This is a genomic window from Pontibacter vulgaris, assembly GCF_022758145.1.
GTDB lineage: Bacteria > Bacteroidota > Bacteroidia > Cytophagales > Hymenobacteraceae > Pontibacter > Pontibacter vulgaris.
In genome coordinates, this window is the sequence record NZ_JAJVDH010000006.1 from 123,396 (window position 1) to 137,610 (window position 14,215).

General features: G+C 43.3%; 11 protein-coding genes. 9 read left to right on the forward strand and 2 right to left on the reverse strand.

Features of this window, described 5'->3' with window-relative positions; all coding sequences use genetic code 11:
* The first annotated feature begins 135 nt into the window (after positions 1–135).
* Together LWP20_RS14935 and LWP20_RS14940 are read left to right on the forward strand one after the other, a co-directional pair.
* On the forward strand, positions 136–837 hold the full coding sequence (locus LWP20_RS14935) for an SIR2 family NAD-dependent protein deacylase (RefSeq protein ID WP_242928974.1): 702 nt from the start codon (positions 136–138) through the stop codon (positions 835–837).
* A 320-nt stretch (positions 838–1,157) separates the two neighbouring features.
* Positions 1,158–3,953 (forward strand): TonB-dependent receptor, encoded by a 2,796-nt coding sequence (locus LWP20_RS14940; protein ID WP_242928975.1) that lies wholly within the window; start codon positions 1,158–1,160, stop codon positions 3,951–3,953.
* Between the two features lie 135 nt (positions 3,954–4,088).
* On the opposite strand, the gene LWP20_RS14945 is transcribed toward LWP20_RS14940, so the two are convergent.
* Entirely contained in the window at positions 4,089–5,168 is a 1,080-nt protein-coding gene (locus tag LWP20_RS14945; protein WP_242928976.1) for an o-succinylbenzoate synthase, read from the reverse strand.
* A gap of 196 nt (positions 5,169–5,364) precedes the next feature.
* Here LWP20_RS14945 and egtB point away from each other — a divergent pair, with 196 nt between their 5' ends.
* From egtB to LWP20_RS14970, 5 genes are all read left to right on the forward strand, one after another.
* Positions 5,365–6,633 carry an ergothioneine biosynthesis protein EgtB gene (gene egtB, locus LWP20_RS14950; RefSeq protein ID WP_242928977.1) on the forward strand — a complete coding sequence of 423 codons (1,269 nt, stop codon included), beginning with the start codon at positions 5,365–5,367 and terminating at the stop codon, positions 6,631–6,633.
* A 3-nt stretch (positions 6,634–6,636) separates the two neighbouring features.
* On the forward strand, positions 6,637–7,644 hold the full coding sequence (gene egtD / locus LWP20_RS14955; protein WP_242928978.1) for an L-histidine N(alpha)-methyltransferase: 1,008 nt from the start codon (positions 6,637–6,639) through the stop codon (positions 7,642–7,644).
* Between the two features lie 3 nt (positions 7,645–7,647).
* Positions 7,648–8,754 (forward strand): aminotransferase class I/II-fold pyridoxal phosphate-dependent enzyme, encoded by a 1,107-nt coding sequence (locus LWP20_RS14960; RefSeq protein WP_242928979.1) that lies wholly within the window; start codon positions 7,648–7,650, stop codon positions 8,752–8,754.
* 99 nt (positions 8,755–8,853) lie between these two features.
* Positions 8,854–10,197 (forward strand): MATE family efflux transporter, encoded by a 1,344-nt coding sequence (locus tag LWP20_RS14965; RefSeq protein WP_242928980.1) that lies wholly within the window; start codon positions 8,854–8,856, stop codon positions 10,195–10,197.
* Between the two features lie 72 nt (positions 10,198–10,269).
* On the forward strand, positions 10,270–10,857 hold the full coding sequence (locus LWP20_RS14970) for a DUF922 domain-containing protein (protein WP_242928981.1): 588 nt from the start codon (positions 10,270–10,272) through the stop codon (positions 10,855–10,857).
* 66 nt (positions 10,858–10,923) lie between these two features.
* Here the strand turns inward: LWP20_RS14970 and LWP20_RS14975 are convergent, their stop codons facing one another.
* Positions 10,924–12,468: an FAD-dependent oxidoreductase gene (locus LWP20_RS14975; RefSeq protein ID WP_242928982.1), complete on the reverse strand. Its 1,545-nt coding sequence runs from the start codon at positions 12,466–12,468 to the stop codon at positions 10,924–10,926.
* A 294-nt stretch (positions 12,469–12,762) separates the two neighbouring features.
* Between LWP20_RS14975 and LWP20_RS14980 the strand changes: the two genes are divergently transcribed.
* Both LWP20_RS14980 and LWP20_RS14985 read left to right on the forward strand, forming a co-directional pair.
* Entirely contained in the window at positions 12,763–13,236 is a 474-nt protein-coding gene (locus tag LWP20_RS14980; RefSeq protein WP_242928983.1) for a hypothetical protein, read from the forward strand.
* A 103-nt stretch (positions 13,237–13,339) separates the two neighbouring features.
* Complete coding sequence (locus LWP20_RS14985; protein ID WP_242928984.1) at positions 13,340–13,936, forward strand: hypothetical protein; 597 nt, start codon at positions 13,340–13,342, stop codon at positions 13,934–13,936.
* The last annotated feature ends 279 nt before the right edge of the window (positions 13,937–14,215 follow it).

Consider the following 14,215-nt stretch of genomic DNA (forward strand, 5'->3'; position numbering starts at 1 on the left):
AAAAAAAAACCGCTCTGATAAGGGCGGTTTTTTTATGGCATAAACTGCTGTTTATACTTTAAACTTTAAGCCCACGTACATTTACTTGCTATTTATACTTTCATTTTTACTTCAGTTTTTAACAGGAAAGCTGCTATGGTTCAAAAGAAAAAGCTGGTAGTATTAACAGGAGCCGGCATCAGCGCAGAAAGTGGAATTGCTACATTTCGAGATGCGGATGGGCTCTGGGAAGGACACGATGTGATGGAAGTGGCTTCGCCGCAGGGTTGGCGCAAAAATCCGGAACTGGTGCTCGACTTTTACAACCAGCGCCGCAAAAATGCGATGGAAGCAAAGCCAAATCAAGGGCATTTTATACTTGCAGAACTGGAGCAGGATTTTGATGTTCGGATTATTACGCAGAATGTAGATAATTTGCATGAGCGGGCCGGCTCAACCAATGTGCTGCATCTGCATGGTAAATTATTCGAAAGCCGCAGCACATTAGATCCTTCCTTAATTTATGAAATGAAGAGCTGGGAGCTTAACTTAGGTGATAAGTGTGCACGAGGCTCTCAGCTTAGGCCAAATATTGTCTGGTTTGGCGAACCAGTTCCAATGATGGAAAAAGCAGTAGAAGAAGCTATACGGGCTGATATTTTCCTGGTAGTAGGTACATCGCTTGTGGTTTACCCTGCTGCAAGTTTACTTGATTTCATTTCTGAAGAATCGGCGCTGCTGGTGGTTGATCCTAAATTACCTGCTATTCGCAAGCGGCCAAACCTGCACTTGTTTGAAGAGAAAGCCAGTACCGGCATGAAAAAAGTAGCAGAGTTGCTGCTTAGTAAGTATAAATAGCGCTTTTTATACTTATACTTCCCTTTCCTAAAACCTCTTTATATTTTTTGGTAATATCTTTTTTGCCAAAACAGGCCATTCTACTTCCCCAAAATTTAAAAGTTTACACTTCAGCAAATCTTAATCTATAAAATCTGGCCTTTTATAGACAATCTGCTATACTTGGTAGAGTAAATTTTAATTGCCATTAAACCTTCTGTTATAACTTTGTTCTAAGCATTCAGAAACGCAAAATCTATCTTTTACCTTTGCATTTCTCTTGGTCCAGTTATATACACCAAGCTATTTTAAATCCTAATCTACTATACTATTACCCATTCATGAAAAAACTATTACTATTGCTGACTTTTCTGGTTGGCTTTAATTATGCTTATGCGCAAAGTATAGCAGTATTTGGTACAGTGCAAAGCAGTACAGATAATAGTGGCCTGCCAGGTGCCAGCGTTATTTTAAAACGTACTCCCAGCGGAGCTATGCTTACAACTGTTACTGACGGCGAAGGCAAATTCCGTTTCGAGCGTGTGCAGGCAGGTGCCTATACATTAGAGGCCAGGTTTCTTGGTTTTAGCGTGCTTACCAAAACTGTTCAGGTAGGACAGGCTTCTTTAAATCTGGGTGTAATAGCGCTTCAGGAAGAGAACAACAAGTTAAGTGAAGTACAGGTAGTTGGCCGTGCGCCACTAGGCGAACAAAAAGGCGATACAACCCAACTTAATGCAAAAGCTTTTAAAACAGCTCCTGATGCCAGTGCCGAAGATCTGGTAACTAAAATGCCAGGTATAACTGTAAACAACGGCACAATTCAGGCGCAGGGCGAGGATGTGAAGCAGGTAATGATAGATGGAAAGCGTTATACAGGCGAAGATGTAAATTCAGCAATGCGTAATCTTTCTTCTGATATGATCGAGAACGTGCAGGTTTTTGACGGCCAGAGCGATCAGGCTGCTTTCAGCGGATTTGAAGATGGCAACCGCGTTAAAACGATCAATTTCATAACCAAGAAAGAGCGCCGCCAGGGATATGTAGGTAAAGCATCTGCCGGTTACGGCACTGACGATCGTTACATGGTTGGAGCAAGCCTTAACTATTTCAATAACAGCAGAAGAATAACAGTTACCGGCCTTACAAATAACATAAACATGTTTGATTTTTCAGTTGGCGAGACTCCGGGTGGCGGCATGCGTGGCCGCAGAATGTGGGGTGGTGGCTCTCCTAACGGCATCATTAACACAAACACTTTCGGCCTTAACTATAATGATATGTGGGGCAAGAAAATGGAAGTTAGCGCCAACTATAACTATACAAACCGTGATATTGTAAACAACCAGTTTCGTTACCGCGAGAATATTTCAGGTGTAAATGAAGGGCAGGAATACAACGAGAACAGCCTAAACGAAAACAACGAAGACAGCCACCGTTTCAATTTCCGGTTGCAGTACAACATCAATTCGAACAACCGCTTACTCATCACGCCTAATATCTCGTTCCAGCAAAACAACAATTTAATAAACCGTACGGCCAATACAATTGCAGGAAATGGCGATGCGTTAAGTCAGTCGTTGAGTAAAATTAACAGCGATAATATCAACCTGAATTTTAACAACACTATCCTGTATTCGCACCGTTTCGGAAGTTCAGGGCGTATTTTAACAGCTAACTTTAATACCAACTACAGTAATACCGATGGCGATAACTATCAGTTGGAAGACGTTGTTAACTATAGCGATGAAACCAGGAACTTCTACCGTAACCAATACAGCAGCATAGACCGTTCGTTTTTATCCTGGAATGGTAATGCCAATTACTCACAGAAGCTGGGACAGAATTCACGCCTTCAACTGGAGTATAGTATAGGCAACCAAAAGAACGACTCCGACAGACGCACTTTTGATTTTGTAGAAACGGATGGAGCATATTCGAGCTTTAACACTCCGCTGAGCAGCACGTTTAAAAGCGATTACCTGTCTCAGAGCTTCGGGCCAAGTTACCAATACCGTACTGAAAAAGTACGCTTCCAGGCAAATGCCCGCTACCAGTATGCAACTTTGGAAAGTAAAAGAGTATATCCAACGGTATATCCTCTTAACCGCGACTTCACCAACATATTGCCATCGGCAGAGTATGAGTATAAATTCTCTAACTCCCGTAACCTGAACATTAATTACCGCAGCAGCACCAATGTGCCATCTGTAGAGCAGCTTCAGGATGTTCTGGACATTTCGAACTCACTGCAGTTGAGAAGAGGAAATGCTGCACTTGAACAGGATTTCCAGAACAGAATAAATGTTCGTTACCGTGACTTTAACCCGGAAACTAACCGTGTTTTCTTCATTGGTATGTTCGCTACCAAAACAGATAATTATATAGCCAATAGCGTTTATACTCAGAATATCCCGGCAGAATTTACAGAAGGATATGAGGCACAGCCGGGCGCACGCTTTTCGCGCCCTGTAAACATGGATGGTTACTGGAACGTGCGCTCATTCTTTAACTATGGCCAGCCGGTAAACTTTATCAGTTCTAACTTTAACCTGAACGGTTGGTTGGGTTATACTAAAACACCGGGTATGATAGATGGAAATATCAACTTCTCTAAAACATCGAATTTTGGCCTAGGCATTAACCTAAGCAGCAATATCAGCGAGAAAATTGATTTCAACGTTTCTACCAACTCTACTTACAACATTGTAAAGAATACGTTCAACACACGCCAGAACAATAACTACTTTAACCAGAGCTCCAGCCTGCGTTATAACTGGATCTTATGGAAAGACCTAGTATACCGTACCGAATTGAACCACCAGTATAACTCAGGGCTTTCGGCAGGTGTAGATAAGAGCTACCTGCTTTGGAACATGAGCCTGGGCAAGAAAGTGTTTAAAAACAAGCAAGGGGAAGTAAGCCTTAGCGTAAATGACTTACTAAAGCAAAACGTAAGTATACAGCGTAATGTGCAGCCAGATTATGTAGAAGATGTACAGTCGACTGTATTGCAGCGCTTCTTTATGCTTACATTTAGTTATAACATCCGCAGTTTTGGTGCTCCAAATCCGGACAGCAACCAGAATATGCGCCAGGGCCCTCCGGGCATGCGCGGTGGCGGTTTCCAACATTAATAAAACAAAAAGGCCTGCAGTTTTGCAGGCCTTTTTGTTTATCAACTCATTTTATACTTAGCCTCAACAGAGAGGGAATCTCTTTAAGCGGAGCATTATACTTTCTGGGTTAATACGCTTGCCTAACAGGAATCGCTAATTTATACTTCCCCAATCCATTTGCTTACTGTACCAAAGTTTCCCCTTTTCAATCAGTAACGGCGATGGAATATTGTTGTGGTATAGCTGCCCGGTACCCAAGCCTTGCGGCATCGTGATAGTATAGTTTGAGGTAAATTGGCTGATGGCATTCAACCCGATGTTTGATTCGAGCGCTGAAGTCATCCACCAACCAATATTTCGTTCTTCTGCCAATTTTATCCATTCGGCGCTGGCAGCCATACCACCTACCAGCGTTGGCTTCAGTATGATATAATGAGGCATGATTTTTTCGAGTATGTCTGTTTTTGCAGTAGTTCCCAGAACTCCGATCAATTCTTCGTCTAAGGCAATTGGAATTGGCGAAAAATTGCAAAGTTGGGCCATTTCCTGAACCTGCCCTTGCCGGATGGGCTGCTCTATCGAATGGATGCCATAATGTGCCAGGCGCTCCAATTTACGAAAGGCCTCTTCGGATTTGAAGGCTCCGTTTGCATCAACGCGTATAGTTAACTCATCAGGCCCAGCTGCTTCGCGTACACTTTGTAATATCTCAAGTTCAGAGGCAAAATCCAGACCTCCAATCTTCAGCTTAAGGCAATTGTAGCCTTCAGCAAGTTTCTTACGGATCTGATCCTGCATAAAGTCGGGCTCTCCCATCCAGATAAGTCCGTTTATAGGTATACCTGCTTCGCCACGGCTAAAACCATTATCAAACAGCTGTTTGGCACCGCCACTTTTCAGATCAAGTATGGCAGTTTCAAGAGCAAAAAGTATAGCAGGCCAATCTGTAAGTGCCAGTTCCTCCTTCCATACTTCCAGCGGATTTTCTAACCAATCAATGTTATAGGAACTTACTTGCCGGCATACATCACGCAATTTAGCTTCCAGGTCTGGGCGGTAATCTACACTTAAGCCAGCCAGTGGCGCACATTCCCCCACCCCAGTAATTTCAGGCTCATTTTCTTTACAAAGCTGCAGGTAAAAGACTTTATGCTCAGAAATGGATCCCCGCGAGGTGCGGGCATCAAATTTAAAATGCAGCGTATGCGGTACATAGTTGAGTTTCAGTTTCATCTTGACAGTGTCTGATAACAGGGCAATTTACGGAGTAGAGGCCTAAATAAGATAAGAAGTTTGAGTAAAAACAATAAAGCCATTTCTATAGTACATACTCCACACGTATAAGTATAAACCGTTTCATCACCCAAAACCGAACTCTATTACACCGGATGGTCTACTTTAAGCTTTTGCCAACCCCAATTACCTCTTTATGAGTACCCTCACCGCCACTATAAATGCAACGTTTTTACAGCGTTTTGAAAAAATAAGGAATCAGACTGAATACATCTGTGCGCCTTTGGAGCCTGAAGATACCGTAGTGCAACCCATGATAGATGTGAGTCCGCCGAAGTGGCACATGGCGCATACTACGTGGTTTTTTGAAGAATTTGTGCTTAAACCATACTTAACCGGCTATAAGGTATTTCACCCGGACTACAGCTTTTTATTTAACTCCTACTATAACAGCGTTGGCAACCGGGTGCAGCGGGCACAACGCAGCACCCTTACAAGGCCACCTTTGCGCGATATTTATACTTACCGCCAACACGTGAACGAACATATTCAGAAGCTGCTGCAAAGTATAAATGAAGCTCAGGCAAGCGAAATACTACCTGTGCTGGAACTAGGCCTGCAGCACGAACAACAGCACCAGGAACTCCTGATAACCGACATAAAGTATATCCTGAGCACCAATCCATTACTCCCCAAGTATAAACAGGCTAAACTTTCTGAAACATCAGCTACTACTGTTCCAGCCGAATTTCTGGAAGTGCCAGGCGGAATTTATACTATTGGCTACAAGGGAGAAGACTTTTGCTTTGACAATGAACTGGGTGTGCACCAGGTTTTACTGCCTGATTTTACAGTAATGAACCGGCTTGTAACAAATGGCGAGTACCTTGATTTTATGCAGGCTGGAGGCTATAAAGATTTTCGCTTTTGGCTGGATGAAGGTTTAACATTCATAAAAACAAACGACCTGAAAGCCCCGCTTTACTGGTTAGAGCAGGATGGCGAGTGGCACCGATTTACGATGCATGGCTTGCAGAAATTGAACATGCAGGAGCCAGTTACGCACATTAGTTTTTACGAGGCCGATGCCTTTGCCAACTGGGCCGGTAAACGATTGCTCACCGAGTTTGAATGGGAAGCCGCTTCACAGGTATATCAGCCATCTATCGGAAACTTTGTAGAATCTGAAATACTGGAGCCAACTGCAGCCCAAGCAGGTATAAAAGGCATGCAACAGCTTTATGGCGATACCTGGGAATGGACCTATAGTGCCTACCACCCTTACCCGGGTTTCTCAAAAGCGCCTGGAGCATTAGGCGAGTATAACGGCAAATTCATGATCAACCAGATGGTGCTTCGTGGTGGCTCATGCGCTACGCCACAAAACCATATCCGTACCACATACCGTAATTTTTTCCATCCTGATAAGCGCTGGCAGTATACTGGCATCAGGTTAGCAAATTAAACTATGCAATTAAACCATACTTTACATCCATTAACTATAGTAAGCCAGCAATCAGATGCTGCTACTACTTATGCTGATTTTGCAAAAGATATAACAAACGGGCTGAACCAGACACCAAAAAAATTATCGTCGCGCTGGTTTTACGATGCCAAAGGCAGCAAGCTTTTTCAGCAGATAATGGATATGCCCGAATACTACCTGACACGCTGTGAATTTGACCTGCTAAACGAGCATAAACAGGCAATGGCGAGCCAGTTTGGTAAGGAAGGATTCTTCCATCTTATTGACCTGGGCGCAGGCGATGCCATGAAAACCAAAGTGCTGATTCGGGAACTTACTGCCACAGGGCAGAACTTCGAATATGTACCAGTAGATATTTCAGTAGATGCCATGCAGGAACTGACTGAAGACCTGCACGAAGAAATGCCAGCTGTACTTGCGCAAGCCGTGGTGGGCGAATATTTTGATGCGCTGAAATGGCTCCAGGAAAATAAATCCGCACGGAAAGTAGTCTTGTTTCTGGGTTCTAACGTCGGCAATTTTGAAACACAGGAAAGTATAAACTTCCTGAAAAGTATAAGAAGCTACCTGCAACCCGGCGATAAACTGCTCTTAGGGGCCGATTTGCGTAAAGATCCCGAAACTATAATTGATGCCTACAACGATGCTGCAGGTATAACAGCCGAATTTAACCTGAATCTGCTGGAGCGAATGAATCGAGAGCTTGGAGCCAATTTTAATTTGCAGGCCTTCCAGCATTATGCACTCTACGACCCGCAGGAAGGCGTTATGAAAAGCTACCTGGTAAGCCGCACCGACCAGCAGGTAGACATACACGCTACCGGGCAAAGCTATACTTTTAAGGCATGGGAAGCTATACATACTGAAAGCTCACATAAATATACTTTGCAGCAAATACAGGAACTTGGGAAAGTATGTGGTTTTAATACCGAAACTGTGTTTATGGAAAAGAATCAGTATTTTGCCGATGTCTTATTCACGGTAGATTGATACATGGATTATATAAAACTTGCTTCGGGTGCCAGCTATTTCCAAAGCCCTGAACCTGCAATTGAAGCTGCTATAAAGGCACTCCGTAATGGCGCTACCTCGTATGGCCCTACAGAAGGAATTCCGGAACTACGCCAGGCCATCGCTGAACGGTACCAGGAGGAAAATATAGCGCTAACGCCTGAGCAGGTACTGGTAACGCCAGGCAGCAAACAGGCGCTTTTTAATGTACTTTCTGTGCTGCTGAATGAGGGGGATGAAGTAATTGTGCCTGTACCTGCCTGGTTCGGATTTCATGAGTTGCTGAAGTATAGTAAAGGTGTTGGGGTTGCTTTAAATACCTCGCCTGAGGATAATTACACCATTACTCCTGAAGCTCTGAAACAAGTACTGAACGAGCGAAGCCGCTTGCTTATACTTACAAATCCCGGCAACCCGATGGGGCGTTTATACAGTAAAAAAGAACTGGAGGCTATACTTAAAGTTACAGCTGCCTACCCAGATTTATATGTGCTTAACGATGAAATTTACGACTGTATTACTTACGATAGGCCTTTTACTTCTATCCTTTCCTGCGAAGGGGCAAACGAAAAAACGATTGTCATAAACGGTTTTTCAAAATCGTTTGCCATGTCGGGCTGGCGCATTGGCTACATTGCCGGAGCTACTGACCTGATTAAAAAATGTATCGCATTTCAGGCAAGTACTATGTCAGGAATCAGTTTGTTTTCACAGCAGGCCGCAGTTGCTACGCTGCTGAACAGGCAGTCTGCCCTCGCTCCTATTCTCAAAATTCTGAAGGAAAACCGTGCGCTTATGCAGCAGGCACTCGAAGAGCTACCTCATGTAAATTATACTTTGCCAGAAGGTGCCTATTACTTTTTCCCTGACTTTACATATTATATCAACTCTAAAACCCCGGCAGGCCAAAGTATAAAAAACGGTATAGCGCTGTGTAACTACTTCCGCGATTACTACAGCCTCGAGTTAGCTCCCGGAGATAATTTCGGCGCTGTGGGTTTTGCCCGCATGTCTTTTGCCGTTGAAAAAGATAAATTGAAAGAAGCTTCGAAACGTTTAAAACTGGCCTTGAGTACACTTCAACACTAAACTTATACTTCATAGCTTCAGGTTTATTTAAAGGCGGGCTGTCTCTTACCATTAAAAATAGCTAATTTTGCAGCATTTTCTTTAAAGACAGCCTCCCGCATGAATACTTCAGAATATAAAGAACACTTTTCCAAGAACTTCTCGCTGGCTTACCCGGTTGTGCTGAGCCAGTTAGGGCATATCCTGGTTAGTGTTTTCGATAGTCTGATGGTAGGCCAGATTGGTACGCTGCCACTAGCAGCCGCATCATTAGGCAATAGTATCTTCATGATCGTGATGGTATTCGGACTGGGTGTGTCGTTCAGTATAACGCCGCTGATAGCTGCAGCCGAAGGCCGTCGCAACTATACCCGTATTTCATTGCTATTGCTGAACGGGTTGTTCTCTAATTTTATTTTAGGGATTTTGCTCTTTCTGGCCGGATACTTTTTCTCTCCTTTTATTACGCACCTCAATCAGCCAGCCGATGTGGTAAAACTGGCTATACCTTATGTAAATGTGCTTTTCCTTTCCATGGTGCCGCTTATGATATTCCAGGCTTTCAAGCAGTTTGCCGAAGGGCTTTCGTTCACCAAGCAATCCATGTACATCACCATTTTCGCAAACACACTAAATATAATACTTAACTATCTCCTGATCTGGGGTAAGCTGGGATTTCCGGCACTGGGTATGGTGGGTGCAGCCTGGGCTACCCTTATATCCCGCATTATAATGGCGCTAATGATGGGTGCATTTGTATTATACACCAAACGCTTCGAAATTTTCAGGCGTTTTATGACCTACAGGCATCTCTCCTTCATCCACATGTACCGCATCTTTAAACTGGGCTTGCCAATTTCCGGCCAAATGCTGTTTGAGATGGGCGCTTTTAGTTTTTCGGCTATCATGATTGGCTGGCTTGGCGCAAAAGAATTGGCAGCACACCAGATAGCCATAAACGTAGCATCGGTTACCTATATGATGGCAAGCGGTATTGCGGCGGCGGCAACTATACGGGTGGGTAACCAAAAGGGACTTGGCAACTATAGAGCAATGCGCATTGCGGGTTTAAGCAGCTTTGCCATGGGCGCTATCTTTATGACAGCCAGCGGCTTACTCATGGTTTTATTCAATAAAGTTATACCTGGTCTTTACATCGATGATCCGGAGGTAATGCAAATTGCATCGGTTCTACTTATAATAGCTGCCTTGTTCCAGATATCGGATGGCGTTCAGGTGGTTGGGCTTGGTGCCCTGCGCGGACTGGAAGATGTGCGCATTCCGGGCATTATCTCGCTAATAGCGTACTGGGTTATTGGTTTGCCGGTGGGCTACCTGCTTTGCTTTAAGTTGGGCTTTGGTGTAAATGGCATCTGGACAGGCCTTTTGGTTGGCTTATCTGTGGCTGCTGTGCTTTTATTTATGCGCTTCAAAATGTTGAGCTTACGCTTTAGCCAAAAGTAAAAAGTACAAATACGGCACTAAATTTATTTTACCTGCGTTCGGGGATTACGAATATATTTTACCTTTTAGCCAATGGTAATTTTTACCTTACTTTTCACGTTGTTAACAGGCATTTTTGCGCCTGCACCAACCACAGTTCTTTTACCTGCAAAAGCAGCGAAAGACAATAACAGCCATAAAGTTGGTCACAAGAATAACGGAACACTGGCCTGGTCGCCATCGCGCAGACTTAGCTGGGAAGATTTTAAAGGAAACCCCGACGATGGGAATCCGCACCATGCGTTAACGGCTGCTAACCTGGCTGTAGATGCTAAATGCAAAAACGACCGTTTCGAATATAATGTAACCTGCGTTTTCCTGCCAACTGAATCCTGGTCGAAGAACAAAAAATCAGATAAATTACTGTTCCACGAGCAGTTGCATTTTGATTTGACTGAAGTACACGCCCGCCTGCTGCGTAAGAAACTACAGAAAATAGGAAGCAGTTGCAGCAACGTAAAAACCACGATGACCCCGGCTGTAAACCAGGTTTTTAAAGAATGGAAAGCCGAGCAGGATCTGTTTGATAAAAAATCTAATCACGGCCTGAATAGCGATGTACAGCAGGAATGGGCTGCCAATATCGAAAAAAGACTGCAGGAGCTCGAAGCCTATAAATAAAGTAAAAAGCGCTGGCCATACTTTGCAAAGTATGGCCAGCGCTTTTTACATAACCTGAAGTATAAATTACTCAGCCGGGCCGAGGTTTTTTAATGCAGGGCCATTGATTACGTTGCCAAAAGGATCGAAGCGTGACCCATGGCATGGGCAATCCCAGGAGCTTTCTACGTTATTCCAGCTAACCACGCAGCCTAAGTGCGGGCAAATGGCAGAACATTCGTGGCGTTTTCCATCCTGGTCGCAATACACAGCTACTTTGGTCATTCCTTTTCGCATAATGGCGCCAGTGCCTGGCATTACCTGCATTGGGTCATCAACATCACCACCTGTAACGTAATCTTTAAACTGAGCTGCCACATTCAGGTTCTCTTTCATGAACTCGCCCGAAGACTTAAGGCTTACCCGCCCCGGATCGTAAAGTTTTTCGTATAAATTGGGCCTTCCCATTATAAGATCTGTAATCAGCATACCTGCAATGGTGCCGTGTGTCATGCCATGCCCCGAATCACCTGTGGCAATGTATACTTCAGCATCTCCCGGGTTTCGGCCTATAAATGCCAGCGCATCAACCGGCTCATATACCTGCCCCGACCAACGGTAAGTCACCTCCCCTGCCATCGGGAGTTTCAGGCGCATCCAACGCTCTAATTCTGCAAAATGTTTTTCCGGGTGATGGTCCTGGCCAGTTTTATGATCTCCACCACCAACTATAAGCAAATCCGATCCTGCATGTTCTGTGTTTACTCCTTCTGCTTTTCCTTTCAGTAAGCGGATGTAATGGTACGAGTCGTCCATATCCCAATACAGGGCATCGGGCACTTCGCCGGCATTCACTTTGGCTGCTATAGCATAGGTTCTGTAGGGAGCTTGTTTTGTATGGATTGTAACCCAATCGTTTACCGGTGTGTTAGTTGCCACTACCAAATGGTTTGCAGAAACTGCATGCCCATCTGTACAGATAACAGTATTTATAGCGCCGGTCTCAAATCGCTCGGCACGGGTTTCTGTATAAATTCTGCCGCCTTTATCTATAATGGCCCGGCTAACCGCCTCCAGGTATTTAAGCACATGGAAGTGTGCCTGGTTCGGAAACTGCAGACAGGATAAGCCAGTAAGGGTTGGCACCGGGCATTCTTTGCGTAACACCACATCGCGCCAGCCAATCTGTTGCACTGCCTCCAGTTCCTTCATTAAGTCTTCGCCTTGCTCGCGGTTATTGGCAAAAAGGTAACCATCTACACGAACAAAGTCGCAGTCTATTTTAAGGTCCTTGATGATCTCTTCTATTTTATCGATTGCATCGCCATGGCTTTGCGCTGCTTTTCGGGCACCTTCAATACCAAAAAGCTTGATGAGTTCTGTAAAACGATCATCGAGGGCATTGGCAAGATGTGCTGTTGTGCGGCCGGTTTCGCCTCCTCCTATATGCTTCGCCTCCAGCACAATTACCCGTTTTCCTTCTTTGGCAAGCAGGTAGGCTGTAGTAATGCCAGCAATACCGGCACCGACAACACATACATCGCAGGTCAGGTTTTCAGAAAGCTTTTGGGTGGCAGGCATCACCACATCGTCCATCCAGGCAGAGCGGCTTGCTCCGGATTCTCTTTTCATAGTTTCTAGTTTTATGGCAGGTATAAAGGCAAGTATGATCTTGTTAAAGTATACTAAACCAATTGCATAGGATTACGATGTGCGGTGCCTTATGTTGCTGTAAGGCTTTCAGGAAGGAAATTGAAGTATAATTTATACTTGCTATACTTTTAGTATAATGATTTAACTATATTTATACTTTAAGCTAAAACTTGAAAGAGAGTTGTAATTGCTGCTACTGCAGTTATAGTGCAGATAAGCGTATGTTGTCGTATATCCAATAGTTAGTGGGTATATTAATTTATAAAAGAAAAAATGGTAAAGCTTCTGACCTTACTACTTCTGATACCATTCCTCACAGTGGGGCAGAGCATTAATTCTACAGAAGTAAAAGGGCAGAGCAACATCTATAATAATGCTCTGATTCAGTATATCAAGCATCTTGAGAAGAGTACTATAAAGTATGATACACTGTACTTGAGCAATCAACCTGAAGTAATTACTGATAGTCTGATGACAAAAGTGGGGAATACGGTTATCAAAGTAGTCAAAGAAAGCGAAGGTGAGCTTAGCGAAATTCTCGATAGAAAAGAAGAAATTACTTACCATTACCTTTTCCCTCTAAGATTTAATAACGGTCAGTTTGATGTTTCAATCTTGCCTTTAGGTGCTAAAAAAGAGAAAGGAGAAATACGCTTGTTAAATTCTGGTGTTGGTCGAGCAGTCTATTCTTTTGACCAGCAGAAAAAACAGTTTAAGTTTATCAGGTATGAAAGTCGGGGTATTTAAGAATAACATCCACTAACCCGGCACATAAGCCAAGCTTGGCTGCGCCTCGCTCGCTTTATGTACCAACCGTTATAGGTAACCTTCAGTATAGACAGATGGGAAGATGATGAACTTATTTATAAAGGCGATATTAGCTCTGTTGACGCTTGGACTAGCTCTCGTAATTGGTGTTTTTATTCTTTTTGGTATTGCCTTTGGCTCTTTTGACAAAGATTATTCATTAGATGACCTGAAGCAAAACTTTGACTTGAAGAGAAATGAAATTTACCAAGCGAAAACCTACTTTAATTCCATTTTACCACCTGACACCAAAGTTGACATTGAATTTGAAAACGATAATGAGCTATTCTATTTTAACATAGTTAAGGGTAACGCTTATTATACCCTTACAGACAGAAATATTGAATCAAAACAGGTTGACAGCCTACTAAATATACTAGGTTGGACTAAAAACAATCTAGTTGAGTTAAAGAATAAGCTTGACAAAGCAAATTGTATTTCATTTGATAAAAGGGATGACTTCAAAATTGGTTTTCAGCGGAGTGGAATGGGGAAATACTACTTTCGCCTGTTAGATAAACCTAAGAATGACTCAGTACGGTTAGCGATTAATCAAGAGTGTGTTTACATTCACAATGACAGTGTAATATTTGAATATGGTGGCGGTGCGATAGGAGAAGATTGCTTATACAATCGTTAATTAAAAACAGTAATTAAAAGAAAGGCTACCTATGACACAATGTATACAAAACCCTTGCTTCGCTACAGGCTTTGCATACACGCGGCCCGTTAGGTGTCTATTAAAATGAAAATATCAAATTAGTAATTCTTGTTACAGCACTTCTTTTAATATCCAGCTTTGAGAGCGGGATGCTTTTTAGTTGCGTACAAAGCTAATTGTCATAAAAAGTATACATTCAAACCCAGTCTGTTCTCAACTAAAATCAGACGCTGTTTCAGGACCTCGTTATTCTATAAA